General features: G+C 62.2%; 4 protein-coding genes. 2 read left to right on the top strand and 2 right to left on the bottom strand.

Annotation, left to right across the window (positions count from 1 at the left end; all coding sequences use genetic code 11):
- Both MKL01_RS31775 and MKL01_RS31770 read left to right on the top strand, forming a co-directional pair.
- The coding region (locus MKL01_RS31775) for a site-specific integrase (protein ID WP_243909165.1) at positions 1 to 470 on the top strand (470 nt) is incomplete at its 5' end.
- 133 nt (positions 471 to 603) lie between these two features.
- On the top strand, positions 604 to 774 hold the full coding sequence (locus MKL01_RS31770; protein WP_243909164.1) for a DUF3606 domain-containing protein: 171 nt from the start codon (positions 604 to 606) through the stop codon (positions 772 to 774).
- A 77-nt stretch (positions 775 to 851) separates the two neighbouring features.
- On the opposite strand, the gene MKL01_RS31765 is transcribed toward MKL01_RS31770, so the two are convergent.
- Positions 852 to 1,064, bottom strand: a complete 213-nt coding sequence (locus MKL01_RS31765; RefSeq protein ID WP_243909163.1) for a hypothetical protein — start codon at positions 1,062 to 1,064, stop codon at positions 852 to 854.
- A gap of 23 nt (positions 1,065 to 1,087) precedes the next feature.
- Positions 1,088 to 1,294, bottom strand: a complete 207-nt coding sequence (locus MKL01_RS31760) for a hypothetical protein (protein WP_243909162.1) — start codon at positions 1,292 to 1,294, stop codon at positions 1,088 to 1,090.
- Between the last annotated feature and the right edge of the window lie 651 nt (positions 1,295 to 1,945).

Below are 1,945 nucleotides of genomic sequence, written 5' to 3'. Positions count from 1 at the left end.
TGGCCCTCGATGTCGAGGACCTGCGCGAGGATCCGGAGGGCCTGCGCGTCGTGGTCCGCCGGTCGAAGGTGGATCAGGAGGGCAGGGGGTTCGAGAAGGCCATCCCCCACGGCCGGTTCGTCCGGCCGGTGGCGCTCGTGCAGGAATGGCTCGATGCCGCCGGGATCTCGGCGGGGCCGGTGTTCCGGCCGGTGTCGCGGTCGGGGAATGTCCGCCAAGGCGAGAGTGTGCGTCTTACGGACCGATCCGTCGCCAACATCCTGCAGGGCTACTGCGCGGCCGCGGGGCTCAATGCCTCGACCTTCGGGGCGCACTCGCTCCGAGCAGGCTACATCACGACCGCGGCCGAACGCGGGGCGGATCTCGCTCGGATCATGGATCAGTCCGGCCACCGCGATCCGCGGACCGTCGTCGGCTACATCCGGCGAGCCAATGCCTTTAAGGGGCACTCGGGGAGCGGGTTCCTATGAAGGTTCGAGCCAAAGCTGTGGGTGGTTGCCGCATCTGCACCTGTTCACGCAACTAAGCAATTTAGCTCGCGTTCACCTAGCAGCTCTCCACATCACGAACAGGAGCATGCCGGCGACGGCATGAAGGGTCTCAATGGCTCCGTCAGCGACCACCAATAACGAGCGGACCCACCTCGACATCCATGATCGAACCGATCGCCAGAACGTGGCACAGCGCCTGGGTATCTCCGAGGAGAAGCTCAAGAAAGCCGTGTCAATGGTCGGCACACGGATCTCGACCATTCGAGGGCACATCGGGAATTAAGCGAACTGTCAGATCAAATGAACGGAGGAATGTTCTCGCGGACGCTCCTCCTTGTTCAACAACTACCAGCTTCGTCCTTACTCGAAGTGCACATGCGTGATGATGCTTCGCATCGCCTGAACGACCTCGTTAGCCTGCTCGCACGTCGTACCGGGCTTCAAGTCAAAAGCGAACGGCCTCATCGCCTCGGCCGCCCCACCTTCCGGCGGGGCATGCTGCTCCAGCATGATATAGGGGTTGCCGTTCTCGTATTCCTTCACGCGTATGCTGGTGCGGATCAGCTCGGCCATCGTCGTATCCTCCGATCACGGCCTCAAGCCGCCAGCGCGATGACGTTGCCGCGATCTCTTCGGACGCGACGACCTCCACGCCTCTCGTGCAGGATCGCGAAGTTGAGGCTGATCCTGGCCGCCTCGATGTGCTGGAAGGTCGGAGCCGCCTGGGCCAGTGTAAGGCGATTGTAGGCATCGAGCCACGCGTAGCTGGAGCGGATGGCCGGTAGCCGCGTAGCTTCGATCACCTCCCTAGCGTGGCCAATCATGCGCAATGCTTCAGGGAAACCTGAGAGTCCGTCCGTGGCTACTGGGGTAGCGAAACTGAGATGCGTGGACACGATAGACACTCCCTCTCGAATTTTCCGCCGGTCCACCTGAGCGGCTTGATTGCGACCAATCGGAGGGCATTGTGAGGCGTTGCCAAGGGTGGACGCCAATTCGGGAGAGAGCGATAAATCTGAAACACCAGCCAGACCGCAACAGAACGGCTACGGAGTGATGACGAACCTCGAACTATCGCGGTCCTGGAGATGCCCTTTGAGGGCGAATTAGCTGGTCATCGTGTTTCCCGTTTGAAAGCGCAGCAACTTGGCATCGCAGTTCTGGCATCAGATAGAACGCGCCGGCCACACATGAACGGGGGGACACAGCGGCGGGCGCGCTCGCCGGTGCGATCCGTTTAGAATTCGACCGCCGCAATAAGTGAGAACATGGGAATTGCCCGAGAGACCAGGCAGATCCCTGATTGGTCTCAGGCCTCAGCGCTACCCTTGGCCTTCCGCGGCCGGCCAGCCCGCTTCGGCTTCTCGGAGACGGTCTCAGCGTGGTCTGCAGCCTTCGGAGCCGTCTTCCGGCGCTGGTTGCCGAGACCGAGGCTCTTGGCGAGAGCCGAGCGC

The organism is Methylobacterium sp. J-070 (assembly GCF_022829385.1).
Lineage (GTDB): Bacteria > Pseudomonadota > Alphaproteobacteria > Rhizobiales > Beijerinckiaceae > Methylobacterium.
This window is presented reverse-complemented; position numbering and strand designations above follow the sequence as displayed.